This is a genomic window from Acidiphilium sp. AL (assembly GCF_025499445.1).
GTDB lineage: Bacteria > Pseudomonadota > Alphaproteobacteria > Acetobacterales > Acetobacteraceae > Acidiphilium > Acidiphilium iwatense.
Genome location: NZ_JAIMBZ010000044.1, coordinates 1 through 26,008, shown reverse-complemented (window position 1 = coordinate 26,008; position 26,008 = coordinate 1). Strand labels below are relative to the sequence as shown.

27 protein-coding genes, 1 tRNA gene and 3 pseudogenes are annotated in these 26,008 nt (G+C 59.2%); 16 read left to right on the top strand and 15 right to left on the bottom strand.

Translation table 11 applies throughout. The annotated features are described in order from the left end of the window. Positions 1–213, top strand: a pseudogene (locus AiwAL_RS17155) (transposase); the annotation flags it as partial. A gap of 119 nt (positions 214–332) precedes the next feature. Here the strand turns inward: AiwAL_RS17155 and AiwAL_RS17150 are convergent. Together AiwAL_RS17150 and AiwAL_RS17145 are read right to left on the bottom strand one after the other, a co-directional pair. After that, positions 333–1,889, bottom strand: a complete 1,557-nt coding sequence (locus AiwAL_RS17150) for a hypothetical protein (protein ID WP_262313142.1) — start codon at positions 1,887–1,889, stop codon at positions 333–335. A gap of 267 nt (positions 1,890–2,156) precedes the next feature. Continuing rightward, positions 2,157–2,242, bottom strand: a tRNA-Tyr gene (locus tag AiwAL_RS17145). A gap of 66 nt (positions 2,243–2,308) precedes the next feature. On the opposite strand from AiwAL_RS17145, the gene rlmB reads away from it, so the two are divergent. Further along, positions 2,309–3,112: a 23S rRNA (guanosine(2251)-2'-O)-methyltransferase RlmB gene (rlmB, locus tag AiwAL_RS17140; RefSeq protein ID WP_235706124.1), complete on the top strand. Its 804-nt coding sequence runs from the start codon at positions 2,309–2,311 to the stop codon at positions 3,110–3,112. Here the strand turns inward: rlmB and pqqE are convergent. From pqqE to pqqA, 5 genes are read right to left on the bottom strand one after another with little or no spacing between them, the layout of a single operon-like run. Continuing rightward, entirely contained in the window at positions 3,094–4,179 is a 1,086-nt protein-coding gene (gene pqqE / locus AiwAL_RS17135) for a pyrroloquinoline quinone biosynthesis protein PqqE (RefSeq protein ID WP_235706123.1), read from the bottom strand. The two genes, rlmB and pqqE, sit on opposite strands and share 19 nt — an antisense overlap. Then, positions 4,176–4,451 (bottom strand): pyrroloquinoline quinone biosynthesis peptide chaperone PqqD, encoded by a 276-nt coding sequence (pqqD, locus tag AiwAL_RS17130; RefSeq protein ID WP_235706122.1) that lies wholly within the window; start codon positions 4,449–4,451, stop codon positions 4,176–4,178. The genes pqqE and pqqD overlap by 4 nt, the downstream gene beginning before the upstream one ends. After that, complete coding sequence (pqqC, locus tag AiwAL_RS17125) at positions 4,448–5,188, bottom strand: pyrroloquinoline-quinone synthase PqqC (RefSeq protein WP_235706121.1); 741 nt, start codon at positions 5,186–5,188, stop codon at positions 4,448–4,450. The genes pqqD and pqqC overlap by 4 nt, the downstream gene beginning before the upstream one ends. Then, positions 5,185–6,108, bottom strand: coding sequence for a pyrroloquinoline quinone biosynthesis protein PqqB (pqqB, locus tag AiwAL_RS17120; protein WP_235706120.1), 924 nt, complete (start codon positions 6,106–6,108; stop codon positions 5,185–5,187). Before pqqB ends, pqqC begins: the two co-directional genes overlap by 4 nt. A gap of 59 nt (positions 6,109–6,167) precedes the next feature. Continuing rightward, positions 6,168–6,245, bottom strand: a complete 78-nt coding sequence (gene pqqA, locus AiwAL_RS17115; RefSeq protein ID WP_235706126.1) for a pyrroloquinoline quinone precursor peptide PqqA — start codon at positions 6,243–6,245, stop codon at positions 6,168–6,170. Positions 6,246–6,417: 172 nt separating this feature from the next. Between pqqA and AiwAL_RS17110 the strand changes: the two genes are divergently transcribed. After that, on the top strand, positions 6,418–6,912 hold the full coding sequence (locus AiwAL_RS17110) for a cupin domain-containing protein (protein WP_235706119.1): 495 nt from the start codon (positions 6,418–6,420) through the stop codon (positions 6,910–6,912). Positions 6,913–6,952: 40 nt separating this feature from the next. Here AiwAL_RS17110 and AiwAL_RS17105 read toward each other — a convergent pair whose 3' ends face one another. The 6 genes from AiwAL_RS17105 to AiwAL_RS17080 all read right to left on the bottom strand — a co-directional run bounded on the left by AiwAL_RS17105 (position 6,953) and on the right by AiwAL_RS17080 (position 12,051). After that, positions 6,953–7,372 carry a type II toxin-antitoxin system HicB family antitoxin gene (locus AiwAL_RS17105; RefSeq protein WP_235706118.1) on the bottom strand — a complete coding sequence of 140 codons (420 nt, stop codon included), beginning with the start codon at positions 7,370–7,372 and terminating at the stop codon, positions 6,953–6,955. 14 nt (positions 7,373–7,386) lie between these two features. Continuing rightward, positions 7,387–7,566 (bottom strand): type II toxin-antitoxin system HicA family toxin, encoded by a 180-nt coding sequence (locus tag AiwAL_RS17100; RefSeq protein WP_235706117.1) that lies wholly within the window; start codon positions 7,564–7,566, stop codon positions 7,387–7,389. Between the two features lie 80 nt (positions 7,567–7,646). Continuing rightward, positions 7,647–8,225 (bottom strand): hypothetical protein, encoded by a 579-nt coding sequence (locus AiwAL_RS17095; RefSeq protein WP_262313141.1) that lies wholly within the window; start codon positions 8,223–8,225, stop codon positions 7,647–7,649. 57 nt (positions 8,226–8,282) lie between these two features. Next, the gene (locus AiwAL_RS17090) at positions 8,283–9,074 is read right to left on the bottom strand and encodes a xanthine dehydrogenase family protein subunit M (RefSeq protein ID WP_235706212.1); all 792 of its coding nucleotides are present in this window, start codon (positions 9,072–9,074) and stop codon (positions 8,283–8,285) included. Positions 9,075–9,089: 15 nt separating this feature from the next. After that, complete coding sequence (locus tag AiwAL_RS17085) at positions 9,090–11,480, bottom strand: xanthine dehydrogenase family protein molybdopterin-binding subunit (protein WP_235706213.1); 2,391 nt, start codon at positions 11,478–11,480, stop codon at positions 9,090–9,092. Between the two features lie 73 nt (positions 11,481–11,553). Continuing rightward, on the bottom strand, positions 11,554–12,051 hold the full coding sequence (locus AiwAL_RS17080; RefSeq protein WP_235706214.1) for a (2Fe-2S)-binding protein: 498 nt from the start codon (positions 12,049–12,051) through the stop codon (positions 11,554–11,556). A gap of 23 nt (positions 12,052–12,074) precedes the next feature. On the opposite strand from AiwAL_RS17080, the gene AiwAL_RS17075 reads away from it, so the two are divergent. The 4 genes from AiwAL_RS17075 to AiwAL_RS17060 all read left to right on the top strand — a co-directional run bounded on the left by AiwAL_RS17075 (position 12,075) and on the right by AiwAL_RS17060 (position 16,274). Continuing rightward, entirely contained in the window at positions 12,075–12,329 is a 255-nt protein-coding gene (locus AiwAL_RS17075) for a hypothetical protein (RefSeq protein ID WP_262313140.1), read from the top strand. A 9-nt stretch (positions 12,330–12,338) separates the two neighbouring features. Beyond that, on the top strand, positions 12,339–14,315 hold the full coding sequence (locus AiwAL_RS17070) for a primary-amine oxidase (protein WP_316044797.1): 1,977 nt from the start codon (positions 12,339–12,341) through the stop codon (positions 14,313–14,315). 254 nt (positions 14,316–14,569) lie between these two features. Continuing rightward, on the top strand, positions 14,570–15,988 hold the full coding sequence (locus tag AiwAL_RS17065) for an APC family permease (RefSeq protein ID WP_235705953.1): 1,419 nt from the start codon (positions 14,570–14,572) through the stop codon (positions 15,986–15,988). Between the two features lie 97 nt (positions 15,989–16,085). After that, on the top strand, positions 16,086–16,274 hold the full coding sequence (locus AiwAL_RS17060) for a hypothetical protein (protein WP_235705954.1): 189 nt from the start codon (positions 16,086–16,088) through the stop codon (positions 16,272–16,274). Positions 16,275–16,313: 39 nt separating this feature from the next. Here AiwAL_RS17060 and AiwAL_RS17055 read toward each other — a convergent pair. Together AiwAL_RS17055 and AiwAL_RS17050 are read right to left on the bottom strand one after the other, a co-directional pair. Then, a pseudogene (locus tag AiwAL_RS17055) lies at positions 16,314–16,613 on the bottom strand (proline racemase family protein); the annotation flags it as partial. Between the two features lie 16 nt (positions 16,614–16,629). Beyond that, positions 16,630–17,898, bottom strand: a complete 1,269-nt coding sequence (locus AiwAL_RS17050; RefSeq protein WP_262313139.1) for an FAD-binding oxidoreductase — start codon at positions 17,896–17,898, stop codon at positions 16,630–16,632. Positions 17,899–17,957: 59 nt separating this feature from the next. On the opposite strand from AiwAL_RS17050, the gene AiwAL_RS17045 reads away from it, so the two are divergent. The 9 genes and pseudogenes from AiwAL_RS17045 to AiwAL_RS17005 form a co-directional block, all read left to right on the top strand. After that, entirely contained in the window at positions 17,958–18,884 is a 927-nt protein-coding gene (locus tag AiwAL_RS17045; RefSeq protein ID WP_262313138.1) for a dihydrodipicolinate synthase family protein, read from the top strand. Then, a complete protein-coding gene (locus tag AiwAL_RS17040; RefSeq protein ID WP_235705957.1) occupies positions 18,881–19,888 on the top strand; it encodes a 4-hydroxyproline epimerase in 1,008 nt (335 codons plus the stop codon). The genes AiwAL_RS17045 and AiwAL_RS17040 overlap by 4 nt, the downstream gene beginning before the upstream one ends. Next, the gene (locus AiwAL_RS17035) at positions 19,881–20,693 is read left to right on the top strand and encodes a GntR family transcriptional regulator (protein WP_235705958.1); all 813 of its coding nucleotides are present in this window, start codon (positions 19,881–19,883) and stop codon (positions 20,691–20,693) included. The genes AiwAL_RS17040 and AiwAL_RS17035 overlap by 8 nt, the downstream gene beginning before the upstream one ends. A 17-nt stretch (positions 20,694–20,710) precedes the next feature. Beyond that, the gene (locus tag AiwAL_RS17030) at positions 20,711–21,859 is read left to right on the top strand and encodes a branched-chain amino acid ABC transporter substrate-binding protein (protein ID WP_262313137.1); all 1,149 of its coding nucleotides are present in this window, start codon (positions 20,711–20,713) and stop codon (positions 21,857–21,859) included. 139 nt (positions 21,860–21,998) lie between these two features. Then, a complete protein-coding gene (locus AiwAL_RS17025) occupies positions 21,999–22,901 on the top strand; it encodes a branched-chain amino acid ABC transporter permease (protein WP_235705960.1) in 903 nt (300 codons plus the stop codon). Beyond that, entirely contained in the window at positions 22,901–23,896 is a 996-nt protein-coding gene (locus AiwAL_RS17020; protein WP_235705961.1) for a branched-chain amino acid ABC transporter permease, read from the top strand. Before AiwAL_RS17025 ends, AiwAL_RS17020 begins: the two co-directional genes overlap by 1 nt. Next, a complete protein-coding gene (locus tag AiwAL_RS17015) occupies positions 23,893–24,678 on the top strand; it encodes an ABC transporter ATP-binding protein (protein WP_235705962.1) in 786 nt (261 codons plus the stop codon). The genes AiwAL_RS17020 and AiwAL_RS17015 overlap by 4 nt, the downstream gene beginning before the upstream one ends. 2 nt (positions 24,679–24,680) lie before the next feature. After that, positions 24,681–25,412: an ABC transporter ATP-binding protein gene (locus AiwAL_RS17010; RefSeq protein ID WP_268920331.1), complete on the top strand. Its 732-nt coding sequence runs from the start codon at positions 24,681–24,683 to the stop codon at positions 25,410–25,412. A gap of 163 nt (positions 25,413–25,575) precedes the next feature. Further along, positions 25,576–26,008, top strand: a pseudogene (locus AiwAL_RS17005) (hypothetical protein); the annotation flags it as partial.

Sequence of the window (26,008 nt, the reverse complement as noted above, 5' to 3'; positions counted from 1 at the left end):
GATGCCATTGGCCCCACACTCGAAGGCAAGACACCACGACAGAAAAATCCCCACCCATCGCGATCCCTCGCCTGGCTCGCCTGGATCATCGCACGCCTCGGTGGCTGGAACTGCTACTACAAGCCGCCAGGACCAAAAACCATGCGCGCCGGATGGGCACGCTTCGCCTCCATGGCCACAGGATTCATCATCGCGGCTCAGTCAAATGCGTGAATCCCGTAGCCCCTGGTGGGGGTGCATGGGGGCGAAGCCCCTTGCCCGGCTGCGCGCGGATACGCGCGCATGGCTGGCTATCCCCCCGATTGTCAAACCCGATGTCATGATCGTCGTCATCATTGGACAGCGCCGCCGTTTCCGGCGCGCCTGACCCCGCGATGCGGGCGGGCAAGGGCCAGACGATCGTAATCCAGATTGCGGAACACCGACCAGTCGATATCGGTAGGCAATGCCGCCCGGGCGAGCAGCTGCATCTCCGACGGCCGCATCGTCGTTCCGCCATAGCGGTCGTGAACGCTGCCCAGTTCATGACCGACCTGAAGCCGCGTCGTGCGCGCATCGATTCCGGCATCGCGGGATTCGGCGATCTTCAGATGGCGCAGTCCATGGAACGCCTTGTGGGTTTCGGGATCGAGACCGGCCGAGCGGAACAACCGGGCCAATCGCTTCGATGCGGTATCCGCCGGATCCTGTGTCTCGTGCAGAGCCTCGAACACGAACCGCGGACGGGCACGAACCCAGTCCACAAACCCGATTTCCGCAAGAAAATCGTGCAGTACATAGGCCCCGAGGCTTTCGCTGGTCTTGATCGGTACCGGCATCAGTTGGCCATTGACCTCGACATGGCTGCGCGGCGTGACGATCCAGCATCCGTGTTCCTGGCGGATATCGCCCCCGTGCAGGAAGACCATCAGCCCCAACCGTCTGCCCGTGAGGAACCCGAGCAGGGGCAACATGGTATCCGCAAGCAGGCCCGACTCCACGCCGATCCGGAAAATCCGATTCATGTCGTCATGGGCCGGCAGGAATTTCTGCCTGGCCTTCGGCACGCCTTTCGGGATGATGATCCGTGCCTTTTCCAGGGCGAAGGGCACCGCGACACTCGCACAGCCATGGCGCAGGATCGTCTTGACCTTGCCCAGGTAGTTGTTGACCAGCGTGCTTTCCGACAGGCCCGGCTGACCGGACGCCTCCTGTGCGTCGATCAACCGGTCGATCGTCGCGATCGTGAAGTTCTTCTGCTTCGAATGGTTGGGCGGCAGAAACCTCACGCGGTTGATGAAGTGCTGCAAATCGTCCGAGGTGTACCGATCCACCGGCCGGTCCCCGCAGATCGCGAGAAAGACCTGCTTACGATGACGAATGTATTTGAGTTCGTCATAATGATCGCCGTGGGTCGCGCGCAGCCGCTCATGGTATGAATCGGCGGCCTTGCTGAACAAGGGCGCCCGGCTGGCGGATGCAATGGCCGGTGCGATGACCGGCCCGGACGAAGCCGCCGGAAGTTCCCGTAGTCCCCGGTTCTCAAGCCGCCTGACGGTGGCCATGATCTGGTCGAGCTTGGCTTCCGTGGTGTCCGGCGCTGGCGGCAAACCGATGGTGCGCCTGAGTTTTGCCCAGTCCGCCGCCGAAGGCGGTTCCGCCGCGCGCTCATCCCAATCGGGTGGAGTGACCCTCGCTTTCGAAGCGGGGAGTTCGCCCAGGGCGGTCAGCAGGCCATAGATCGTTCGCGCCCGGTCCTGCGGGGTCGATTGGAGATCCGGTAGCCCCTCATCCAGCGCCGCGAAGGCCGGCATGATCTGCTGTAAATCCTGCCCGATGCGGTCATACACATCACGGCGGACCGCCTCACGCTTATTCAGGGCATCATCATTCCCGGTTCCGGCCATCATCAGTCTGTCCTGCGCTTCGCCGAGCGCACGATGAGCCGACAGGGAAAGAACCCGGGCCACACCTTGCGCGGTGCGTTTATCCACAGGACCGATTGTAATTCTCAGATGTGTCAACCACTCCATAAAATCGTACGCGCGTGGCACCCGCATCTGGAAAACCCAGGCGCTGCCGTTCCGCGTCAGATGCCGCCCATGCATGGATACAATCCCGTGTACATTGCCAGAATGGCCACAAGGAAAGTCCATAAAATCAACAGATTATGAGAATGGTGGAGGGGGTTGGATTCGAACCAACGTAGGCGTGCGCCAGCGGATTTACAGTCCGCCCCCTTTAGCCACTCGGGCACCCCTCCACCGCCCGTATTCTGCGATCGGGCCAGCGTTGTCAACGCTATGTCTGGCGCAGTAGAGAGCACCGCATGGAACACCGCGATCCGCACCGCCAAGGCGGCAAACCGCATCGCCCGCAGGGCCATGGGCCTAGGCCGGATCACCGCGACCGGCGAGCAGCACCGGCTTCCGGCCTGTGGCTTTACGGGATTCATCCGGTGGAAGCGGCTCTCGTCAACCCGGCGCGGCGGCTTCGCCGACTGGTGCTGACCGAGGAGGCCGAAGCCGCCCTCGCCGCGCGCCTGCCGAAGCCTTGGGCGATTCCGGCCGAGCGGATCGATCGGGACCGGCTCGATCAGATGCTCGGGCGCGGCATCGTGCATCAGGGCGCGGCGCTGCAGACCGATCCGCTGGCGTCCCCCACGCTCGCGGACGCGCTGAAGCGTCCCGGCCCGGTTCTGGTGCTCGATCAGATCACCGATCCGCGCAATGTGGGGGCGATTCTGCGCTCGGCGCAGGCGTTCGGCGCGGCCCTGGTGATCGCGCAGGAGCGCAACGCTCCCGAGGAGGGTGGCGCGCTCGCCAAGGCGGCGTCCGGCGCGCTGGAGCGGATCCCGCTGCTGCGGACGGTGAACATCGCGCGCGCGCTGATCGCGCTGAAGGCGGCTGATCTCTGGGTGATGGGTCTCGATGCCGGTGGTGCCACCCGATTGTCCGGCTCGTCGCTCGCCGGGCGACGCGCCGCCCTGGTGCTGGGCGCCGAGGGCGAAGGGCTGCGGCGGCTGACCCGCGAAACCTGCGACGAACTGGTCTCGCTCGCCATGCCGGGCGGGATGGAGAGCCTGAACGTGTCGGCGGCGGCGGCGGTGGCGCTTTACGAAATCATCCGGTAGGCGAATTCTTCGATACCGGCGGCGCTCTCCGCCTCCGCCAATGCGACCATGGCTTCGTGATGGGGCGAGAGACCGCAGGCCGGATCGGTCGCCGCCGCATCGCCCGCCAGCGCGAGCGCCTGGCAGCGGCAGCCGCCCCAGTCGATTTCGGCGCGCGCGCAGCCCTGACAGGGTGGCGCCATCCAGGCGGTGCCGCGATACGCCTCGAAGGCCGGGGAACTCGCCCAGATATCGGCGACGCCGCGCTCGGTGACGCGCTCGAAGATAAGATGCGTCAGGCTTTCCGCCGCGTGGCAGGGCAGCATTTTGCCCGAGGGTGTGATGTTGAAGAACCGTCGCGCCCAGCCGCCCATGCAGGCCTTCGGACGCGACGCGTAGTAATCCGGGACGACGTAATCGATGGTGAGTTTGCCGGCGAGGCGAGTGCGCGCGGCCTCGACGATAGCTGTGGCTTCGGCGAGTTGCGCGCGCGTCGGGATCAGCGCCGCGCGGTTCTTCAAGGCCCAGCCGTAATACTGCACATGGGCGATTTCGATCCGCTGCGCGCCGACTTCGACCGCGAGGCCGATCATTTCCGTTAGTTGACGCAGATTCTGACGGTGCATCACCGCGTTCAGCGTGAGCGCAAGACCCGCTTCGCGCACCCGCCTTACGGCGGCGAGCTTTTTCGCATGGGCGTCGCGAAATCCGGCGACATGATCGGCGATTTTTTGCTCCGCACCCTGAAAGCTGATCTGCACATGGTCCAATCCGGCCTCGGCCAGGACCGCCATCCGCGATGCGTTGAGCAATACGGCCGAGGTGATCAGATTGGTGTAGAGACCCTCGGCGCGCGCGTGACGCACCAGATCGGGCAGGTCGTTCCGCACCATCGGTTCGCCGCCGGAAAAATGGACCTGCAACACGCCAAGTGACGCGGCTTCGGAAATCACCCGCTTCCAGGTCGCGGTATCGAGTTCGTCACGCGCGCGATCGAGGGCGAGCGGGTTCGAGCAATAGGGGCATTTGAGCGGACAGCGATGCGTCAGTTCCATCAGCATCGCGAGCGGCGGTTCCAATTTTGTCATGCCGTCACCATGCCTTTTCCGGCAAGATCGTTGAGCATGTCGAGGCAATCGGTGAGCACGGCGTCGCGCGGGGCGGCGTAGCGCGTGGCAAGCGCATCGGCGATCGCGCCGATGGTGGCCGCACCGTCGCAGCATTCCAGGATCGCCACCGCGATCGCATCCGGCATGATGACGCGCTCGGGGGCGAGCAGAACATGGCAGTTGCGCGCCGCATCGAAGCGCAGCCGGACATGGCGGGCGAGTGCCGGCACGCTGGCATCGGTGAGGGTCATGGCCAGACGCCGTCATGACCCAGCGCGCCCGGCGGGATCAGACCAGGGTTGACATAGGCGTGGTGCAGCGCGTCGAGCTGCGCCCAGAGCACATCGCATTTGAAGCCGAGAGCGGCGATCACGGCACTTTGCTGTTCCGGCGTGCGGGCGTGGCGTTTGACGTAGTCGAGCGCGAAATCGGCGTCGCGCGGCGCCTGGTCGAGCCGCGCGTTGAAATAGGCCAGGGTTTCCGGCGTGATGAAATCGTAATGCGACAACATGCCGGAAACCCGCTCGCTGATGATATTGGGCGAGAACAATTCGGTGAGCGACGAGGCAATGGCTTCGAGTAGCGGTTTTTCGCGCACGAACTGCACATAGGCCTGCACGGCGAACCGCGTTGCCGGCAGGGCGGCACGCATCGAGACGACCAGCGCGCGGTCGAGATCCAGACCGTCGGTTAGCGCAATCCAGCGCGCGATGCCGCCGTCGCCTTTCTGCGTGCCGTCGTGATCGACCAGACGTTGCCGCCATTGCCTGCGTAAATCTGGATCGTCGATCCGGGCGATCAGGCTCGCATCCTTGATTGGAATATGCGCCTGATAACAATAGCGGTTCAGCGCCCAGGCCTGCACCTGCCGCTTATTCAGCTTGCCGCCATGCAGCATCCGATGAAACGGGTGACGGTTATGGTAGCGCGCCGCGCCAAGATCGCGAAGCGCCGTTTCCAGTTCACCGGCACTCATCAGCGTGGTCATAGGGTGAACTCCATCCCGTCCTGCGCCACGATCCAGCCGGCCCGCTCGGCCACCGCGCGTTCGGGCGAATCATCGAGGATCATCGGATTGCTGTTGTTGACGTGAACGAAAACCTTGCGCGCGACGCCGAGATCGGCGAAGGCCGCGATCGAACCCCGTTCGCCGCTGACGCTGACATGGCCCATGCGCGCGCCGGTTTTTGCCGACAGACCGAGGGCGATCATCTCGTCGTCACGCCAGAGCGTGCCGTCGAACAGCACGAGGGGCGCACCGCGCAGGCGCCACGCGAGATCGTCGGAGACGCCGGCACAGGCGGGGATGTAGAAGAACGACGCACCATCTGCCGCGCTGATTTTCAGTCCGATCGTATCGCCTTCCGCCGAACCGAAATCGGCGCGCGCCTGATCTTCCGCATAAAGAGCTACTTTTCCGGGTACCGCGAACGCTTCCACGGTCAATCCGAGATCGCTCCCGGAGCCGTCTTTCAGGCTAGTTTGCGTATCGAGGTCGAGGGTACGGCGCGGCACCAGATCGGCATCAAGAACGCGAAAGATCTGGTTGGCGCCGAGAAGATCGAGAATGCGCCGACCCGCATAAAGACCGAAAGATTGGCCCTCGCGCAGATCGAGAAGTCCGGCGATGAAATCGACATCGCCGCCGGTCAACGCCACGGCGCCGATCGGGCTGTCGCGCCGGCCCGCGCGCGGATGCAATGCCGGGGTCGCGGCGATCTGCGCGCGCAGATCGGGCGAGGCATTGAACAGCACCCAATCCACGCCATTCGCACTGACGGCGATGCCGGCCTGGGTACGCGGCCGAGTGGCCGGCTCACCCCGGCGGGCGCGGGCGCAGTTTTCGCAGGCGCAATTCCATTGCGGAAAACCGCCGCCCGCGGCCGCACCGAGAACGATCAGCTTCATGGGAAGCAAAAATCCGCCGGGGTCAGGGGGAAGATCGGACCCCGGCGCCTATCGGTGAGTCAGCCGAGTTCCGCGCAGGCATAGGCGTTGATTTCGGTGCCCACCGCGATTTCGACGAGTTTCGGCTTGGTCCACATGGTTTCAACTCCTTGTAAGGTTAGTAGCCGGCGATTTCCTCGCCGTTGTCCTCGCGCGCGGCAAGGATGGATGCAGAATACGGAGGATATCCCCCCGCGCAAGTTAAAACGAGCGCAGATTCGGGATCTGTGGCAAAATGGGACAATCGATGCCGCAACAGAGGAATCCGCTATGTCCCGCCCCGATTGCATCCGCCACTGGACCAGCCTTGAAGACCCGGACGACGGCCATTTTAACGCTTATCCCGGCGACACCGAATTGATGTCGGTCGGCGCGCCGCTCGGCCGCAAGCTCGGTCTGACCCGCATCGGCATTCACCACGAACGCCTGCCGCCCGGCCGGCGCACCTCCTACCCGCACGCCGAAAGCGCCGAGGAGGAGTTCATCTTCGTGCTGGAAGGCACGCCCGATGTCTGGATCGACGGCAATCTGCACCGGCTTTCGCCCGGCGATTCGGTCGGGTTTCCGGCCGGCACCGGCATCTGCCACACATTTTTGAACAATACCGCTCAGGAGGTCCGGCTGCTGGTGATCGGCGAGGCGAACAAGGACGAAAACCGCATCCGCTATCCGCTCAACGAGGCTTACGAAGCGACCCGCGAGGACCGCTGGGTGGATTGGCCGGAACGGCCGCTCGGCCCGCATGATGGCAAGCCGCGCGGTTAAGCGGGATCAGGATGAAGGTCGATCCGCGGCGCCGCCGACTTCAGCGCCCGGCAAATCCGCGCCGGTGACGCGGCTCTTCCAAAGTCAGATGCGCGATATAGCCGGAGCGGCTCTCGCCGGCGGCGCGCGCCAGGGCATCGAGACGTTTCAGCACCCGGCGCGGCAGCGTGATGTTGACCCGTTCGGTGGTGTCATCGAGCACGCTCGGGTCAAGGGTAATCACACCGAACAGCCATCCCGCATAATCGGGGTTGCGGCGGATGCTATCGAGATCGGACGGCGCCGGAACAGCCTGACCGGCGTCCAGGGCGGCATCGATCCAGGCGGCAGCGGCTTCCTCGGCGCCAGCCATGGCCTCATCCAAGGTGCCGCCGGCAGAGAAGCAGCCGGGTAGATCGGGCACAACGACCCCAAAGGCCGCAGTGTCGGTGCCAGCTTCAATCGCAATCGGGTAACGCATCGTCGTTTGATTTCCTAAAGGCCGGCCTGTTTGCGGATCGCGGCAACCAGACCGGCGCCGAAATCCTTTTTCGGGTGAGGCACCACCACGTGACCGGGCCGATCCTGATGCTTGAAGACGTGGTGCGAGCCGCGAACCCGATCCAGAAACCACCCGGCCGCCTGCAACTCCCGGATGATATCCGCGCTCTTCATCATGCGCACAATACACACTCAGGAGAAATGGAGTCAATGATCCGCAACCGAGCGGTTTGCGCACAGAAGGTCGTCGATGGTCATTGCAGCGTCAGATGCGCAACCGTGGCCGGGCGAAGGCTTGCACCGACGTCGCTGAGATGAGTCTGGATGACAGTGGTTGCACGCTGCGGTTCCAGATCGGTGACATCCAGGACAAGCGTTTCTGGAACGAGCGGATGCTGGATATGCAATTTTTCCAGATAGCCCGACAACGTGGCCGGATCGGTCAGTTTGCGCGGATTCCGGTCCGGCGATGCGACGCGGCGCAACAATTCATCGCGCTCGGCGGTCAGAATGACCGGCACCAAGGGTACGGCACGCGCCATTGCGAGTTCAACCACGAGCCGCCATGAATGGAGTTCCCGGTCGCTCCTCGTTGTCAGCGCATTGGTTATGACGAAAATCTCTCCGGCTGGCCGGTCCCGCAGCACCGCATAGGCCGCATCGCGCACGGTTTCATAAAGCGGCCAACACGCGGGATCGTGGAAGCCGGCGCAGGCGAGCGCGGGATCGTGCAGACAATGATTATCGATGAAACGGGCATCGAGAGCATCGGCCAGAATCGTTCCGATGGTTTTCTTGCCGACGCCGGGCCAGCCGTTGAGGTGAATGATCATTTCACGAAACAGAGGCGGGTTGCGCCGCCCCTGCACCTCAACGATTGGAGCAGAAATTCATCCGCAGGCGGCGACCGCGCGGCGCGCCATCACGCCGACCAGATGCGCGCGATAGGCCGCACTCGCATGGATGTCGCTGCTCATGGTGCTCTCGGGCGTGGTCACGTCCTTGATCGCGTCCGCGCTGAAGGATTTGCCCAGCGCCGCTTCCATCGCGGTGTGACGGAACACACCGTCAGTGCCGGCACCGGTCACCGCGACGCGCACGCCCTGCGCGGTCCTGGCGACGAACACGCCGACCATCGCGTAGCGCGAGGCGGGGTTGGGGAATTTCTCATAGGCCGCCTTTTCCGGGATCGGGAACGAGACCTCGGTGATCAGCTCGTCCGGCTCCAGCGCCGTGGTGAACATGCCCTGGAAATAGTCGGCGGCCTTGATGCTGCGTTTGGTGGTCTTGATCGTCGCCCCCAGTGCGAGCACCGCCGCGGGGTAGCAGGCCGACGGGTCGTTATTGGCGAGCGAGCCGCCGATCGTGCCGCGGTAGCGCACCTGCCGGTCGCCGATATGGCTGGCCAGATACACAAGCGCGGGGATCGCGCGCGCGACCTCCGCGGAGTTGGCCACCTCGCGATGGGTGGTCATCGCGCCGATCACGATCGCATCGCCCTCGCGGCGGATACCCGTCAGACCCAACCCGGCGAGATCGACGACGGCAGAGGGTTTCGCGAGCCGCTGCTTGAGCACCGGGATGAAGGTCATGCCGCCGGCGAGCGCCTTGGCGTCCGGGTCGCCCAACGCCTTGACCGCATCGGCGACCGAGCCGGGTTTCTGATACTCGAATTCGTACATCGCTCTGTCTCCTGCTTATTCGGCGGCCATGCGCGGCCCGGCGCCCTGGATGATCGACCAGATTTTCTGCGCTGTCGCCGGCATGTCGATATGGGTCACGTCGTAGTCGCGCAGCGCATCGACCACCGCGTTGATCACCGCGGGCGGGCTGCCGATGGCACCCACCTCGCCCACCCCCTTGGCCCCGAGCGGGTTGTGGGTGCACATGGTGGATTCGGTGCCGACACGGATATTCGGCAGGTCATCGGCGCGCGGCATGGTGTAGTCCATCAGCGAGCCGGACAATAACTGCCCGGTCTCGTCATAGATCGCGTGTTCCAGCAGCGCCTGGCCGATGCCCTGGGCGACGCCGCCATGCACCTGGCCATGCACGATCATCGGGTTGATCACCCGGCCGATATCGTCGACCGCGGTGAAGTTGAGCAGCGAAACCACGCCGGTTTCGGGGTCGATCTCGACCTCGGCGATATGGCAGCCGCCGGGGAAGGTGAAGTTTTTCGGGTCGTAGAACGCGGTTTCGTCGAGGCCCGGCTCGATTTCCTCGATCGGGTAGTTGTGCGGCACATAGGCGGTCAGCGCGATCTCGGCGAAGGCTTTGGATTTGTCGGTGCCGGCGACGGTGAACTTGCCCTCCTTGAACTCGATGTCGTCGGTCGAGGCTTCCATCAGGTGGGCGGCGATTTTCTTGCCCTTGGCGATGATTTTATCCATCGCCTTGACCATCGCCGAACCGCCCACGGCGAGCGAACGGCTGCCATAGGTGCCCATGCCGAACGGAATTTTCGCGGTGTCGCCATGCACCACCTCGACGGCCTCGAACGGCACGCCGAGCTGGTCGGCGACCAGTTGGGCGAAGGTGGTCTCATGGCCCTGGCCGTGGCTGTGGGTGCCGGTGAACACCGTGACCGATCCGGTCGGGTGGACGCGAACGTTCGCGACCTCGTAAAGCCCGGCGCGCGCGCCCAGCGCACCGGCTACCGCCGAGGGCGCGATGCCGCAGGCTTCGAGATAGGTCGAGACGCCGATGCCGCGCAGCTTGCCGCGCGATTTGGCCTCCGCCCGGCGCTGCTCGAACCCGGCCCAGCCGGCATGGTCCATCGCCTTGGCGAGGGTGGCTTCGTGATTGCCGCTGTCATATTGCAGGGCAACCGGCGTCTGATACGGGTAGGCATCGGCCGGGATGAAGTTGCGCCGGCGGATCGCGATGCGGTCCATCCCCAGTTCCTTCGCCGCGACATCGACGATGCGCTCCAGCAGGAATGTCGCCTCCGGCCGTCCCGCGCCGCGATAGGCATCGACCGGCACGGTATTGGTGAACATCGCCTTCACCTCGGCATAGATCGCGGGCGTGGTATAGACGCCGGCAAGCAATGTCGCGTGCAGATAGGTCGGCACCGAGGGCGCGAAAGTCGAAAGATACGCCCCCATATTCGCCATCGTCCTGACCCGCAGGGCGAGGAACTTGCCGTCCTCGGCCAGCGCCAGTTCGGCATGGGTCACGTGGTCGCGGCCATGCGCGTCGGTGATGAAGGCTTCGCCGCGCTCGCAGGTCCATTTCACCGGGCAATGCACTTGCGCCGCCGCCCAGGTGACCGCCGCTTCCTCGATATAATGGAAAATCTTCGACCCGAAACCGCCGCCGACATCGGGGGCGACCACGCGCAATTTGTGCTCGGGGATGTGCAGCACGAAGGCGCCCATCAGCAGGCGGATCACGTGCGGGTTCTGGCTGGTGGTATAGAGCGTGTATTCGCCCGACGAAAGATCGTATTCGCCGATCGCGGCGCGCGGCTCCATCGGGTTCGGGATCAGCCGGTTGTTGACGAGGTCGATTGTCGCGACCTTGTGCGCCTGGGCGAACGCGGCATCGACCGCGTCCTTGTCGCCGATATGCCAGTCGAAACACACATTGCCCTTGGCATCGTCATGCACCAGCGGCGCATCGGGTGCGGCGGCGGCGCGCAGATCGGCGACCGCCGGCAGGCTGTCGATGTCGATGACCAGCGCCTCGGCGGCGTCCTTCGCCTGCTGCCTGGTTTCGGCGATCACCATGGCGATCGCATCACCCACGTAACGCACCTTGCCCTGCGCCAGCACGGGGTGCGGCGGCTCGATCATCGGGGAGCCATCCTTGCTGTGGATCTGCCAGCCGCAAGGCACGCCGCCGATATTGTCGCGGGCGAAATCCTCGCCGGTGAAGATCGCGACCACGCCGGGCATCGATGCCGCCGCCGACGTGTCGATCGACCTGATCACCCCGTGCGCCACGTCCGACCGCTTGAAGTACGCATGGGCCTGGCCGGGGCGATTCATGTCGTCGGTATAGTGGCCGTGGCCGGACAGGAACCGATGATCCTCCGTGCGCCTCACGGAATCGCCGATTCCGCCCTTGATGATGTCGTTCATGGATATTCTCCCGATATTTCCGCTCCCGCTCTGGACGATACCGGCGCGGGAGTCTTTGTTTTTTTGGATCGATCTATTCGGCGGCTTGCGGCAGTTGCCTGCCGTGCATCAGCGGCCATGCGGCGGCGATCGCCTTGACGATGTTGTGATAGCCGGTGCAGCGGCAGATATTGCCGTCCAGCCCGTCGCGGATCTGCTGCTCGGTCAGCCCGTCCGGGTGGCTTTCGACCAGATCGATCGCGCTCATCACCATGCCCGGCGTGCAATAGCCGCATTGCAGCGCGTGATGCTCGCGGAACATCTCCTGCATCGGGTGCAGCGTGCCGTCCGCCGCCGCCAGCCCCTCGATGGTGAGCACCGTCGCACCCTCGGCCTGCACCGCCAGCATCGAGCAGGATTTCACCGATTTGCCGTCGACCGAAACGACGCAGGCGCCGCACTGGCTGGTATCGCAGCCGATATGGGTTCCGGTGAGATGCAGATAATCGCGCAGCAGCTCCACCAGAAGGGTGCGCGATTCGACCGTGGCCGTCGCCGCCTTGCCGTTCACCGTCAGATTGACCTGGGGCATTGGGTCCTCCTTATGTTGCCCGCATGATGGTGGCCAGCGCGGGATTTGGTCAAGGGAAGCGCGCCATTATGCCGCCCCGCCAACGAATAAATTTTTACGAATATGCGGTCAGCCTCGGAATCGGGCGTTTGCACCAGCGGAATGTGCTGGCGCAAGAAATGGCGGCTAAATTTGACGGCAAATGTCAAATGTCTCGTTTAGAGATGCTGTATAATAGTGAACCATCAATGGTTTATTGTGATGGAATTTTGTTCTGGATCATGCGCGAAGCCAGCTAGCGGAGAAAGATGATGGATGATGTCACGTCCCACCCGATCAAGACAGAAACATCCCAACCAAAGGCCGAATCATCTGTTCTGCACCCACTGGATCCGCTGACTCCTGCAGAAATTCAAACCGTCGTTGCTGCCGTGCGTGCCAGTCCTGATTTCGGCCCAGGGATTATGTTCGAGATGATCGAATTGCTCGAACCGTCGAAAGCAGCTCTACGAATTTGGTGCAATGGTGCCGAGCTTCCTCCTCGTGCGGCGCGCGTCAATGTGTTCCGCAATGATGAAGCTGGAGTGTGGCGCCTTACCGTCACTCTGAGTTCCATGCGGATCGACAGCAAGTACTTCGTGCCAGGTGCACAGCCAATGATCCAACTCGAACAGTTCATGGCGATTGAGAACATTGTTCGCAGTGATCCAGATTTCATCGCCGCCTGTGCACGGCGCGGCATCACCGACATGAGCCTTGTCTGTGTTGACCCGTGGTCTGGTGGAAATTTCAATATAGAGGGTGAAGAAGGCCGGCTTCTGTCGCACACCTTCTGCTGGCTACGGACCCGTCAGAATGATAACCTCTACGCTCATCCGATCGCCGGATTAAACGCGGTTGTCGACATCAAAGCGGGTCGCGTATTGCGGGTCGACGACCATTGTAGTTTGCCAATACCAATGGCGGAGTTCAACTACGAGTCGCAATTTCGTGAGGATTTCCGTAAGCCATTGAAACCACTCGATGTGGTACAGACTGAGGGGCCAAGCTTCAACCTTGAGGGCAATTCAATTGCCTGGGATAAATGGTCTCTAGTCATCGGGTTTAACGCACGTGAGGCCATCACACTGCATGACATTCGCTACGATGGCCGAAGCGTGATCCACCGCGCATCGCTCGCTGAGATGGTAGTACCCTATGGTTCCCCGGAGCCGGGACATGTCCGCAAGAACGTGTTTGACATCGGTGAATATGGTCTTGGCAAGTTAGCTAATTCGCTCAAGCTCGGCTGTGACTGCCTCGGTCACATAGCATATCTCGACGCGCATCTGAACACGATGACGGGTAACGTCTACACAATCGAAAATGCAATCTGCATCCATGAGGAAGATTCTGGCATTCTCTGGAAGCATTGGGATTTCCGTACCGACCGCGCGGAGATCCGGCGCGGCCGCCGACTCGTGATTTCCTGTATCTGCACTGTCGGCAACTATGAGTACGCAACCTATTGGTACTTCCGGCAGGACGGCTCGATCGAATTCGAGATGAAAGCTACGGGAATCATTAACACAACGGCCTGTATTCCTGGGCGCCCATCACGCTTTGGGGCCGAGGTTGCGCCAGGCGTTGAAGGCCACGTTCACCAACATATATTCTGTGCTCGGCTCGACATGGCAATCGACGGGGAACGGAACAGCGTTCTCGAGTGCGACACTGAAGCGGTGCCCACCGGCCCCGCGAATCCTTACGGTAATGCCTTTTTTGTGACCGAACGGACTCTTCGAACCGAAATCGAGGGGGCGCGACGCGCCGATCCAGCGCGGCAAAGATACTGGAAAATCATAAACCCCCACGTGGTCAACCATGTTGGTAAGCCAGTCGGCTACCGACTTGAACCCACTCATACGATTACACCATTCTTGGCATCAGACTCGCCGTCGGCGCGGCGGTCCGGGTTTATTAAAAATCATCTCTGGGTGACGGCTTTCAATCCTGACGAGCGTTATCCGGCCGGCGAATTCATGAATCATTCTGATGGCCGCGGCGGAATAGAGGATTTCATCGCCCAAAACCGGCCAATAGCTGATGCCGAAATCGTCCTATGGCACGTATTAGGACTACACCATTTGCCACGTACTGAAGATTTTCCCGTACAGCCTTGTATTAGTGCAGGATTCACTCTCATGCCGAGCGGCTTTTTCGATCAAAATCCTGCACTTGACCTGCCTCCTGATATCAATCGAGCCAGCCGGCGCCACTCCGATGCCACTTGTTGTCACCATTAGGCATTATGGAAAATCCAAGATCTATCCATGACTGGGCTGCCAAGCAATTATTCGGCGCCTATCATGCTGCACGATACAACTCCGGTAAAGGATTGAAAAATCTGCCCGCAAAAATGTAAGCATACGCATCAAGGTCTCAGCTTTTGCCTTATTGTCCTACAATCTCTGGCAAAGAGATAAAATAAAAAACTGTTCAGGCTCCCTTCACTGGCCACAATAAATGATCAGAAAGAACGGTCAAATGGAGAAACACCATGGATGCACGAAACTTGGCAACAGTTGCAACACATCATAAACTTAAAAAGGGGTCGCTGGGCGTTTGGCAACTATCCGGACTGTCCTTTGCCAATATGGCTCCAGCATACAGTCTTTTTACTACTTTGGGGTTAGTCGTTGCTGGTGTTGGCTTTGGTGCCCCACTTCTATTTTTATTAGCTGGCGTTGCTACTTTTTTTCATGTCAATACAACCGCCGAGTTTTCACGGAAGTGCCCTAGCGCTGGTTCGTATACTTGTTTTATCTCACGTTCTTTCGGCAACCATGTTGGAATTACCGTCGGTATTATGTATTTATTTGCATGGATTTTACTTATCGCTTCTGTTTTTCTTGTTGTTGGCACTTGGACGCAATTTACAATAAAGGAAATTCTTGGCGTTAATACCAATTGGTTAATTTTGATGGTTGTATTTGTAGGTATCGGGACGTGGCTTTGCATTAGTGGCGTCACTCTATCGTCCCGTATTGCAATTTCATTATTTGTCTTTGAGGTTATTGTCCTCTTAATAGGTTCTGGCTTTATGATTTTCAGCCATGTGAATTATATTTCATTGTCTCCGTTTAGTTTTGGTAAGTTATTTTCTAATTTCAAAGGCGTTGGTTTAGCGTTTCCGTTGGCCATCTATCCGTTTATTGGCTCTAGCAATGCTGCCACCATGGCAGAAGAGGCGCACAAACCTCATCATTCGATTCGAGTTGCAGTATTTTCGGCCATCACGCTGGCTACTATACTATATGTGTTTTGTGTTTACGCTACGATTATTGGATCCAAATTTGACAATCACATTTTAACTCACGCCACATATCCAATGATTAGCGTAGCAAAATATGCTCTTGGACCATATGTATGGCTTTTTTATGTGGCTGGTCTGACAAGTACGTTATCACTTGTTCTGGTTGCAATAAATGCTGCGGCTCGTGTGCTCTATAATTTATCAAAAGAAGGCGTATTATTCAAAAATCTTTCAAATGTTCATGAAACATATCGTACACCTTATGCTGCTTTGCTGTTAATTTCAATTGGTGCCTTAGGGGTTGCTGTCGTCATTGGATTGATTTTTGGTCCGATCAACGCTTTTAATTGGACGGGAACATTGGGTACGATACCATTAATTATAATTTTTGTGATTGTTAATTTAGCCCTCCCTGTATATTTTATTAGGAATCATAAAGATCATTTTTCTGTACTATTTCATCTTGTTTTTCCAATTCTCGGCTGCTTAATTTATTTAGTTCCATTATACTCTACTGTTGAGCCGGGACAGCCGACGCCATACAACTACTTTGGTTTAACAACGCTGGCCGTCATTCTGGCTGGGATAATTTATAGTATCTATCTTGTGAACCGACGATTTGAAAGCTTGAATCTCGGCCTTCACGTGGCTTTGGAGGATTAGAAAATGGCAACTATTTTTGAGTTTTTTGATAAAATGCTTGATGTGGGTGCGGAGAAAGATCGGCGAGGATCAGACCCAGTAATGGCAGGAATACGGGATGCTGAACGTCATCGACGAATTCAGCCGCAAATGCCTGGCCATGATGCCGTTTCGGTGGTTTCGGTCGTTTGATGCGATCGACGTGCTCGACGATCTGTTCATTGAGCATCACCAGAGCACATCCGATCTCAATAACTGGCCGGAATTTATCGCCCTATCCCCGTCCGTCAATGATGCGGGCGGCTAGGCGTCACCACCCTTTATATCGAACCCGTGTCGAGCGGGACAGAGTCGACACGCAGATCGAATTCGAGCCAGACATTGGCGGCGTGGCCGCAGGTTTTGTGATAACCCAATCCATCTGCGCCGCAGTATTTTTAGGCGGGACAAGGAGGTTGACCTGGCGGAACGCGCCGCCTCGGGGTTCGATGAGCATGAAGTTGCGCGGCGTCTCGTCCGCAGCGATGAATCGTGACTGCTCCCATATAGACTCACCCGCTGGCGGCGCGACGCCGCAGACGATGACATCGCCGACCTCGCCCTCGGCGTGGCAGCTAACGACATGGATGATTTTGGAGGTACACATTTCCATATTTTCGATATCAGGTTTTTGTCGCCGCGAATCGCTCGAGGCTAAGGCTGGCGATGGATTGTGGATCGGCCGAGCCATCGACGATGTGGCATACGATATCCGCAGTGACTGGCGCCAACGTGACGCCCAGATGTTGGTGACCGAAGGCGTAAACGAGGTTCCGTGCGAAGCTGGCTCGGCCGATGGCGGGGATATAGTCGGGCAGGGTCGGTCGTGCGCCCATCCAGCGTGTCAGGGGCGCGTGCAATGGCAAGGACAACTCGGTAGCGTGGCGCTGCAGCCGCGCCCATTTACGGGCATCTGGCGGTGAATCTGGGCGGCCGAACTCCACAAATCCAGCCACTCGTAATCCGGCTTCGAACCGCGTGATGATGATCGAACGTTCCTGGAACACGACAGGCGGCATATCCGCGGGCCAGTCGTGATGCTCCGATTGAATGTGGTAGCCACGTTCAGCGATCAGCGGTACGGGGCGACCGAGATCGCCGAGGAGCCGGCCTGAGGCCACGCCGGCGGTGAGAAGGATCGTCTCAGGAACGATTTCTCTACCGTCGTCGAGGGTGAGTTTCGCCAAACCTTCTGCGATTGTCATGCGGCGAACGGTAACCTTGATCATCCGTCCGCCGCCGGCGCGCCAAGCTGCACCCAACATCCGAAAGAGCCGGTCTAGGTCGGCGACCTGGCCTGTGTTCTCGAAGATCAAAGCGGCTGCCAATTCAACACCTAACGCCTTGGCCATGACCGCCCGTTCGGCCGGACGCGCTGGATGGGACCGCGCTGTTCCGGTGTCCGTCCGCTGCCATGCGGCAATATCGCGTGCTGCGCGCCGGGCATCCTGCCAGACTATGACATGCCCGCGTTCCAACAAGAGATCGGGTGCGGCAATGTCCAGCGCTAGCCTGCGCCAACCCGAAATCGCCTTCGCCAGCAGGCAGCGAAGGATGACCTTGCCAGCCTCGAATTGCGATGGATTCGCCGCCCGGATGAGTTTCCAGGCGAATGGCGCCCATTCCCCGATATCGCGCAGCGGTAGCGACAGTGAGCCTCGTCCGAGCGCGAACCGGCCGACGGTACTACGGATCGCTGCGCGCGAGGCTAGGGGTTCGATCTGTTCGATCGCGATATGCCCGGCATTGCCGCGCGAAGCCGACAGGTTGAAGTCGCCGGGATCTACGATCGTTGTGGCGTAACCGGCCTGCTGCAGCCGCAGTGCGCAGCACAGACCAATGATGCCGCCGCCTACGATCAGTACGGTCCGGTCTGGTTGTTTAACACCCACCCTTGCCTTACCTCCAGAAATCGTATACGTATACGATCTAATAGACGAGGAGAAATATCATGGCAACTAGCTGGCACGGCATATTGCCTGCGACGACCACGCAATTCGCCCCGGACATGTCCCTGGATCTCCGTGCAACACAGCGCATGCAAGACGACCTTATTAACGACGGCATCGACGGGCTTGTCGTCCTGGGGACAGTGGGAGAGAACAACTCGCTCGATACGGACGAGAAGCTTCGCGTGCTTGAGGCTACCTGCGAGGCAGTGGCCGGCCGAGTGCCGGTGATCGCTGGCATTTCCGAGTTTGACGCTCGCCGAGCGGCCGATAGCGCCCGTGCCGCTGAGAAAGTCGGCGTCGATGGGCTGATGCTGCTGCCCCCCATGGTCTATGTGCCTCGCACCGAGGAATTGATCGTACATTTCAAGACAGTGGCGAGCGCCTCGTCGCTGCCGATCATGCTCTACAACAATCCGCCTGCGTATCGGATCAATATCGGCGTCGAGGTGCTCGAGGCAGTTTCTCACATCGAGACGATTGTGGCGATCAAAGAAAGTGTGCCAGATTCGCGCCGCTTCACCGATCTGCATAACAGTTTCGGTAATCGCTTCGAAATTTTCGCTGGGCTCGATGACCTGGCGTTCGAAGGGTTGTTACTGGGCGCGTGCGGCTGGGTTTCCGGCCTGACGAACGCCTTTCCGCGCGAATCGGTTCGGTTGGTCGCGGCAATTCGCGCCGGCGACCTCGATGAGGCACGGAAGATCTATCGCTGGTTCATGCCGCTGCTCCATCTCGACGCCGAACATGACCTGGTGCAGTCGATCAAACTCGCCGAACAGATGATGGGACGCGGTTCGGAACGAGTCCGACTGCCGCGCCTCACGTTGACTGGCGAGCGTAGGGCAGAGGTGATCGAGATGGTGCGGCGCGCCGCCGTCACCAGCCCGCTCGGCCGGCAGGACGTCGAACAGGTCATTCCCGCATGAGCCTGGGGCGGCACGCCTTCTTCTGTATTGACGGCCATACGGCCGGAAATCCGGTTCGCCTCGTCGTCGGTGGCGCGCCTCTGCTGCGCGGGAACTCAATGTCCGAGCGACGGCAGGATTTTTTGGCGCGGTTCGACTGGATCCGCACGGGGCTATGCTTTGAGCCGCGCGGCCACGATATGATGTCCGGTGGATTCCTTTATCCGCCAACCCGTGAGGATACCGATACCGGTATTCTCTTTATCGAGACAAGCGGCTGCCTGCCGATGTGCGGTCACGGCACAATTGGTCTTGTCACTTTCGGGCTGGAGCACGGGCTGATTCAGCCGCAGCGCCCCGGCGTCGTGCGACTCGAAGTGCCGGCAGGGATCGTGGAGGCGGCATACACGATCGAGGGGGACAGAGTCGCCGCTGTCACGATCCGTAATGTACCGGCTTTCTTAGCGGCGCGGGGAGTCAAGGTCGAGTTGCCGGAACTTGGGCCGCTATCGGTCGACATCGCCTTTGGCGGCAACTACTATGCGATCATCGAGCCGCAGGGGCGATATAAGGGAATCGATGTCATCGGCGCAGCACGACTAATCGAATATAGTGGAGAAATCCGCCGTCAAGTTCGCGCGACGATCGAACCAGTGCATCCGCTCGACCCGACGATCAGGGGCGTGAGTCACGTCCTCTGGGCTGACGCGCCAAAAGGTGCGGGCGCAGATGGCCGCAACGCGGTGTTCTACGGCGACCGCGCGATCGATCGCTCTCCCTGTGGCACGGGAACCTCTGCCAGACTCGCCCATCTCGTCGCGACCGGGCGACTGAAAGTCGGCGACCGGTTCGTCCATGAGAGCTATATCGGCAGCCGATTCATCGGGACCGTCGAAGCCGAAACCGAGATAGGCGGTCAACCAGCCATAATTCCAACGATCAAGGGCGCGGCAATTTCCACGGGGTTCAACACGATCTGGATTGATCGGAAGGATAGTTTCTGGGAGGGGTTTCAGGTTGTCTAAGGCGGGCAGCCGGATCGACGCAGCGGACCGTGTGGCTTTCGGGCGCCGGGTTAAACCCGTTGTACTGTCCGCCGATCGAATCGTCGATATCGTCCGCGATCATATCCACACTGGTCGGCTTGCGGCTGGTGCGCCGATCCGCCAAGACGTGCTTGCAGGGGAACTGGGCATCAGCAAAATCCCAGTCAGAGAAGCGCTGGGTCGCATTCAACAGGATGGTCTGATCTATACGATCCCTAATCGCGGCTTCTTCGTTCGTCCGCTGACCAGGGCAGAAGCCTATGAAGTGTACGATCTGCGTCTGGCGATCGAACCCGCAGCGGCAGCGCGCGGGGCTATGACAGCCAACGAGGCAGACAGGAGGGCGGCGATCCGAAACCTTGCGGCGCTGAGCAAGGCTATATCGCGGCAATTGAGCGACATCGGGTCACTGCATCGTGCCTTCCACAAAGCGCTGGTCGCATCTGCGGGTCGTGATCTTACAGGCCAGATCATCGAACGGCTGCACATTGTGTCGGAACGCTATGTTCGGCACCACCTCGCGGCATCAGGGAGAATTCAGCGCGCGAATGCAGAACATGCCGACATTCTCGACGCTTGGCTTGGACGTGATGCTCCCTTGGTCGAAAAACTAATGTCCGGACACATCCAGGCTACCCTGGACGATTTGCGGCACGAAATCGAGCCGGACTTCCGGCAGCCGGGTGGAAACGGCGAGCCATTGGCTTCAATTGAACGGATATCGCATGGGAGTAGCCGCTTGGCACGGAGAGCTTCCAGCATTACCGAACCTTCAACATCATAACAAAGGGAGTTGAAACAATGCTGAATAGTAAACTCATGATTGGCGTTATATCCGGTATGGTGCTGTTGACATTTGGAAGAAATGCAAACGCGGCGGTACCATCAATCAAGATCGGCGTTCAGGTGCCGATCACCGGCGCCTATGCCGATGAAGGGCAGGGAATCGAGAAGGCAGTGAAGCTGCTCGCCGAGGAGCAGAACGCCAAGGGGGGCCTGATCGGTCGTAAGATCGAGGTCAAGGTCTGCGACGATGAGGGTAAAGCTTCGCAAGCGGCGATCTGTGCACGCCAGTTGGTGGATGACGGTGTGGTGGCAGTGATCGGATCCTATACCAGCGGCGCGGCACTCGCCGCCGAGCCGATCTATGCGCGGGCCAAGGTGATTCAGACCTCAGACGGAACGTCCAACAAGCTGATCGAGAAAGGGTATAACACCTGGTTCGGCAACGCTCCTCCGAACAGTGCCGAAGCGAAGTTCACCGCCCATTACCTCGTCGATGTTCGACATTTCAAGCACATCGCGGTGATGACCGATCATTCCAGTTACGCAACCGGTCTTGCCGTCGCCGTGATCAAGAACGTGGAGGCCGATCATGGCGATATTGTCGACAAGTCCTATATCAACGCGAGCGCGCAGAATTTCACGCCGATCTTGACAAAACTTAAATCGATGCATCCCGATGTCATCTACTTTTCCGGATATTATTCGGAAGGCGGGCTGATTCGGGCACAAATGGTGCAACTCGGCATGAAGGCGACGTTCGTGGGGGGCGATGCGAACGAAAATGTTGCCTTCGCGAAGATCGCCGGGTCGGCGGCAAAGGGGGCAATCATCATTAATGTGCCCGCTCCACAAGACCTTCCTTATCCGGCAGCTAAGCGATTTCTCGCGTCCTACAAGGCCAAATATCGTGAGCTACCGCCGTCGATTTACACGCTGACAAATGCGGACGGCATGCGTGCGGTGATGCAGGCGATTGAGAAAACGCACGGCGTGAAACCGACCAAAATAGAAAACTACCTTCATCACATGAAAGAATTCGATGGCCTGACGGGAGATTTCACATGGAATCGCCGCGGCGAGCGGATCGGCACTGCGTTCACGGCCTTCGAGGTGCAAGGTAATGGCAGCTACAGGATTGTCTATCCGAAACCGAAAGCCGGATGAGCAAGACCAACACCGGTGTGATAATTCCGCAACCCGATTCGCTAAGTCAATAATGTAAATCGTAATGAAATCGCTGATGTGGTAAACTGCCTATCCCTGGAGTTTAAATAAATGGGATAGAAAAATAGAAAGAAACGCGATGGGAACGTTTATTCAACAGGTCTTTAATGGGCTCACGGTCGGTGGCATCTACGCCCTCATCGCGCTTGGCTATACGATGGTGTACGGCGTGATGCGGCTGATCAACTTCGCCCATGGCGATCTCTGCATCCTTGGCGCGTTCATTGGCCTGACAATGTTGACGTCGACAGCCGGGAGTGGACATCCTGGTCCCGCTCTACTCCTGCTCGCCTTCGTTGTGGCGATCGTCTTGGTCGCCGCAGCGGGGGTAGTACTTGAGCTCGTTGCCTATCGTCCGTTACGCAAGGCGGATAGGCTGGCCGCAGTGATCTCCGCATTGGGCGCTTCACTACTCATAGAAAATGGCATCATGTTAATCTGGGGACCGGAGGTTGCCGTGTTTCCATCCGGTTTGCTGCCAAGGATTACTTGGCATGCCGCTGGCGCATCGATCAGCTTTGTTCAGGTGATGATCATCGTCGCCTCTATCTTTCTGATGGCAGCGCTCTACCTCTTCGTCAACCACACGCGCTTCGGTACCGCGATCCGTGCTGCCGCGATCGATCAGGATGCCGCAAGATTGATGGGCATCAATGTCAACCGCGTGATCGCCATCGTGTTCGTAATCGGCCCCACGCTTGGTGCGGTAGGTGGTTTGTTCATCGGCATCTATTACCGCGAAGCCTATTTCACCATGGGCTGGACCTATGGGCTCTACGCGTTCATTGCAGCGATCCTCGGCGGCATCGGCAATATTCCAGGTGCGATGCTCGGTGGCGTCCTGCTCGGGTTATTCAACGCCTTCGCCGCCGGCTACGTCTCCAGCTCATGGCAGAATGCGATCACCTTCGCTCTGCTGATCGCCATTCTTCTGGTTCGTCCAACAGGTTTGCTCGGCGAACGCGTCGCGGAGAAAGTGTGATGGACGCGAAACTGAAGCCCTTGTCTCAGTCAGTCAGCATCAAGGGCGATACGTTGTTTTCGCGCAGGATAGGACTCAAAGGCGCCAGACGCATTGCAGGCGGGCTCTGGGTACTCGGCTTGTTCGTTCCTGCGCTCTTCGACAATGCCTGGATTTCGATCGCGGCGATCTTTGCGATCTATGGCATCGTCGCTTTGTCTGAAGACATCATTCTCGGGCGCGCCGGCATGTTCGATATGGGTCATGCTGGTTATTTTGGGATCGGCGCCTACGTTACTGCAATCCTCAACGTCACATTTGGTTGGCCAATTTTCGCGACGATCCCATTTGCGATTCTGGTCTCCGCCGGCGTGGGTGCACTGCTTGCAGCTCCGCTCATCCGGTTGCGCGGCGATTATCTTTTGGTTGCGACAATCGGGTTCAACGCAATTTTTGTTCTTGCTATGCGCAACAACTTGGGTGGGATAACGGGCGGCTCGGGCGGTATTACCGACATTGGCGTTCCATTTTTGTTCGGATTTCAGCTTGCAAGTCAGAGTGCCATGTTCTGGCTAGACTGGGTTGTGCTCGGCATTGTACTCGTCTTAATGCGGAATCTCGACGCATCGGAATTTGGCCGCACGTTACGTTACCTGAAACAAGATGAACTCGCATCAACAACCCTCGGCGTCGACTCGCGTATGGTGAAGACGCTTGCGTTCGCGATTGGTGCCGGCCTTGCGGGCCTGGCCGGCACGCTGTTCGCTGTCCAGATTTCCACGGTCAGCCCGAGTTCCTTTGTCTTCACAGAATCTGTTACCCTGTTCGCGATCGTGATCGTCGGTGGACAAGGCTCGATTCCAGGCGTTCTGCTTGGCACCGCACTGATGTTCATTTTACCACAAATCTTCAGAGACTTCGCTCAGTATCGCTACCTGATCTTCGGTTTCGCGATGATCGCCGTGATGGTTCTGCGACCGCAAGGATTGTGGCCACAGCGGAGCGTACGGGCATGAGCGCGCTCCTAGAATTGCAGGGGGCGGGCATCAGCTTTGGCGGATTGCACGCTGTGGACGATCTCTCCTTCGCTGTTGAGAAAGGACACATAGTTGCACTGATCGGTCCTAACGGTGCGGGCAAGACGACGGTCTTCAACATGATCACCGGTGTTTACCGGCCGACTAAAGGGAAAGTCTGTTTCCAGGGACAGGAAATTACCGGTTGGCAGCCACATGCCATCGCACGGGCAGGAATCATGCGAACCTTCCAGACAATCAGGCTGTTTCCTGCGATGTCGGTGTTCGAGAATGTCCGTGCCGGCGGTCATTTGCGCGCGCAACAGTATTGGTGGCAGGGCATGCTCAGCCTTCCGGCGCAGCGTCGCGAGGAAACAGCGCTTGCTGAACGAACCCATGAAATTCTCTGTAAGCTCGATCTTGATCGTTTCGCGAACGAGCCAGCGACCTCGCTACCCTATGGCGTGCAGCGGCGTGTGGAACTTGCGCGTACGCTGGCCGCCGAGCCGAAGCTCGTCATTCTCGATGAGCCCGCGGCCGGGCTGAACGATGCGGAATCGAGCGCACTCAATCGTACGATTTTTGGCATCCGTGATTCGGGGATTACGGTGCTTTTGGTCGAGCACGACATGAACGTGGTAATGAACGTCACTGATCACATTGTGGTGATCAATTTCGGCCGCAAGATCGCAGAAGGCAATGCGGCTGCGATTCGTTCGAATCCGCAGGTGATCGAGGCATATCTCGGCCGCGATGAGAACGAGGCGGAGAATGTGACGTGAGTCTGCTCGACATCGCCGATCTGCGAGTGAACTATGGGCAGATCGAGGCACTGAAAGGAATTTCACTCACCGTCTCAAAGCGAGAAATCATCGCGATTTTGGGTGCCAATGGTGCAGGAAAGACGACGCTGATGCGCACCATTTCTGGTCTACTCTTACCACGCAGCGGAACGATCCACTTCGATGGCGTGGGGATCACGAAACTTGGGGCGGACCGGATAGTTCGGCGTGGAATTGCACAGTCGCCGGAGGGGCGGCGCGTGTTCGGCACGCTGACTGTCCTAGAAAATCTCAGGCTCGGGGGATTCACCCGGCCACATGGCGAGATTGCCGGTTCGCTCGACTTCGTGATGTCGATGTTTCCTCGTCTTGCTGAACGGCGCGGGCAATTTGCGGGTACGCTGTCGGGCGGCGAACAGCAGATGCTCGCGATCGGCCGAGCCCTTATGGCAAAGCCACGGCTGCTGCTTTTGGACGAGCCGAGCCTAGGACTAGCGCCGATCATCGTGCAGGCGATTTTTCGCAGTTTGCGTCAAATCGCGCGTACTGGCGTCACTGTCTTGTTGGTTGAACAGAATGCCCGAATGGCGTTAAAACTCGCCGATCGTGGCTATGTGCTTGAGGTCGGGCGGATCGTGCTCACCGGAGAGGCTGATACATTACTTGGGTCGTCGGAAATCCAGACGGCCTATCTAGGCGGCGAGCGCAGCGACGGTGCATCATTGTTGTCGTAAAATTTTGGTAAATCAGGAAGTTGTTACAGAACCATGAGATTAGTTGGAAAATAATTCACGGTACATAAATATTGCATAATTAAAGATATACGTTAACTAGATAAAAAAGTACAATAGATCGCGTAAAAAGACGTCTGCAATAGAGAAACAACAGGGGGTCGTGATGAAAATCAAGTTTATGAAAATAGCAACGACGGCGTGTTCCGGTCTGGTGCTTGCAGCCCTTGCAACCGGACCGGTATTCGCCATGAACGGGCCGGTGCCGATCAAATACAATCTTGGATCGCTCGGCCAATACAGCATCACCGCCGCGGTCGACGGCTACGGCGCCGCCTATACCAACAGCACCGGCAATCTGTTCAACCAGAATCCGCAGAACGTCTCCGCCGGCCTCGCCAATGCCCTGATCAATATTCAAAAAACCTCGGGGCTGGTTCAATTCACCTTCGAGGCCGGCGAATATACGTTTCCGATTCTCGGCTCGAAAGCCTTCGGATATCCGACCGGGTCGCCGCAGAACCCCTACAACTTCCTGGGCACGCCAGTGCTGCAGGGATATGTGACGCTGGCGCCGAGCCCGAATTTCTCGATTTCCG

What these genes read in the sequence shown, in the direction of transcription:
- AiwAL_RS17150 (WP_262313142.1), bottom strand. Translation starts at nt 1,889, where the DNA reads ATGATGGCCGGAACCGGGAATGATGATGCCCTGAATAAGCGTGAGGCG.
- rlmB (WP_235706124.1), top strand. Translation starts at nt 2,309, where the DNA reads ATGGAACACCGCGATCCGCACCGCCAAGGCGGCAAACCGCATCGCCCG.
- pqqE (WP_235706123.1), bottom strand. Translation starts at nt 4,179, where the DNA reads ATGACAAAATTGGAACCGCCGCTCGCGATGCTGATGGAACTGACGCAT.
- pqqD (WP_235706122.1), bottom strand. Translation starts at nt 4,451, where the DNA reads ATGACCCTCACCGATGCCAGCGTGCCGGCACTCGCCCGCCATGTCCGG.
- pqqC (WP_235706121.1), bottom strand. Translation starts at nt 5,188, where the DNA reads ATGACCACGCTGATGAGTGCCGGTGAACTGGAAACGGCGCTTCGCGAT.
- pqqB (WP_235706120.1), bottom strand. Translation starts at nt 6,108, where the DNA reads ATGAAGCTGATCGTTCTCGGTGCGGCCGCGGGCGGCGGTTTTCCGCAA.
- pqqA (WP_235706126.1), bottom strand. Translation starts at nt 6,245, where the DNA reads ATGTGGACCAAGCCGAAACTCGTCGAAATCGCGGTGGGCACCGAAATC.
- AiwAL_RS17110 (WP_235706119.1), top strand. Translation starts at nt 6,418, where the DNA reads ATGTCCCGCCCCGATTGCATCCGCCACTGGACCAGCCTTGAAGACCCG.
- AiwAL_RS17105 (WP_235706118.1), bottom strand. Translation starts at nt 7,372, where the DNA reads ATGCGTTACCCGATTGCGATTGAAGCTGGCACCGACACTGCGGCCTTT.
- AiwAL_RS17100 (WP_235706117.1), bottom strand. Translation starts at nt 7,566, where the DNA reads ATGAAGAGCGCGGATATCATCCGGGAGTTGCAGGCGGCCGGGTGGTTT.
- AiwAL_RS17095 (WP_262313141.1), bottom strand. Translation starts at nt 8,225, where the DNA reads ATGATCATTCACCTCAACGGCTGGCCCGGCGTCGGCAAGAAAACCATC.
- AiwAL_RS17090 (WP_235706212.1), bottom strand. Translation starts at nt 9,074, where the DNA reads ATGTACGAATTCGAGTATCAGAAACCCGGCTCGGTCGCCGATGCGGTC.
- AiwAL_RS17085 (WP_235706213.1), bottom strand. Translation starts at nt 11,480, where the DNA reads ATGAACGACATCATCAAGGGCGGAATCGGCGATTCCGTGAGGCGCACG.
- AiwAL_RS17080 (WP_235706214.1), bottom strand. Translation starts at nt 12,051, where the DNA reads ATGCCCCAGGTCAATCTGACGGTGAACGGCAAGGCGGCGACGGCCACG.
- AiwAL_RS17075 (WP_262313140.1), top strand. Translation starts at nt 12,075, where the DNA reads ATGATGGTGGCCAGCGCGGGATTTGGTCAAGGGAAGCGCGCCATTATG.
- AiwAL_RS17070 (WP_316044797.1), top strand. Translation starts at nt 12,339, where the DNA reads ATGATGGATGATGTCACGTCCCACCCGATCAAGACAGAAACATCCCAA.
- AiwAL_RS17065 (WP_235705953.1), top strand. Translation starts at nt 14,570, where the DNA reads ATGGATGCACGAAACTTGGCAACAGTTGCAACACATCATAAACTTAAA.
- AiwAL_RS17060 (WP_235705954.1), top strand. Translation starts at nt 16,086, where the DNA reads ATGCTGAACGTCATCGACGAATTCAGCCGCAAATGCCTGGCCATGATG.
- AiwAL_RS17045 (WP_262313138.1), top strand. Translation starts at nt 17,958, where the DNA reads ATGGCAACTAGCTGGCACGGCATATTGCCTGCGACGACCACGCAATTC.
- AiwAL_RS17040 (WP_235705957.1), top strand. Translation starts at nt 18,881, where the DNA reads ATGAGCCTGGGGCGGCACGCCTTCTTCTGTATTGACGGCCATACGGCC.
- AiwAL_RS17030 (WP_262313137.1), top strand. Translation starts at nt 20,711, where the DNA reads ATGCTGAATAGTAAACTCATGATTGGCGTTATATCCGGTATGGTGCTG.
- AiwAL_RS17025 (WP_235705960.1), top strand. Translation starts at nt 21,999, where the DNA reads ATGGGAACGTTTATTCAACAGGTCTTTAATGGGCTCACGGTCGGTGGC.
- AiwAL_RS17020 (WP_235705961.1), top strand. Translation starts at nt 22,901, where the DNA reads ATGGACGCGAAACTGAAGCCCTTGTCTCAGTCAGTCAGCATCAAGGGC.
- AiwAL_RS17015 (WP_235705962.1), top strand. Translation starts at nt 23,893, where the DNA reads ATGAGCGCGCTCCTAGAATTGCAGGGGGCGGGCATCAGCTTTGGCGGA.